The organism is Candidatus Pelagibacter communis (genome assembly GCF_001179985.1).
Lineage (GTDB): Bacteria > Pseudomonadota > Alphaproteobacteria > Pelagibacterales > Pelagibacteraceae > Pelagibacter > Pelagibacter ubique_J.
This window is the reverse complement of the sequence record NZ_CVSI01000052.1, coordinates 1-522: the sequence shown is the minus strand read 5'-3', so window position 1 is coordinate 522 and position 522 is coordinate 1. Positions and strand designations below refer to the sequence as shown.

General features: G+C 34.3%; 1 protein-coding gene. It reads left to right on the top strand.

The features are described from left to right. Positions 1–10 precede the first annotated feature (10 nt). A partial coding sequence (locus AMN80_RS02220) for an alpha/beta hydrolase (protein ID WP_256997977.1) occupies positions 11–522 on the top strand: 512 nt, incomplete at its 3' end.

Below are 522 nucleotides of genomic sequence, written 5' to 3'. Positions count from 1 at the left end.
TGGAGGTACGATGAATAACAAAGTTGTCGTAGAGACATTTCATGCTTTTATGGATAACGGATTTTCAGTATGCAGAGTTAACTTTAGAGGAGTTGGTAAAAGTGATGGAGAGTTTGATAACGGTCAAGGTGAACTTGCAGATGCTGCCGCTGCATTAGATTGGATTGAAAGAGAGAACTTTGATAATTCGCAATGTTGGGTCGCTGGTTTCTCTTTTGGATCATTAATATCTATGCAATTGCTTATGAGAAGGCCAGAAATAAACAGATTTATCTCAATATCACCTCAACCAAATGTATATGATTTTTCATTTCTTTCACCTTGTCCAACCTCAGGATTAATGGTCTATGGTAAAAAAGATGAACTTGTTCCCATAGATCATTTGAACGAGCTTGATAAGAGATTATCAGCTCAGAAAGGAATAAAAGTAGATTTTCAATCAGTGCCAGATGCCAACCATTTTTTTTCTAAATCTGAAAATAGTTTAAGAAAAGTTTTAGATAAATATATTCAAAAAGAATC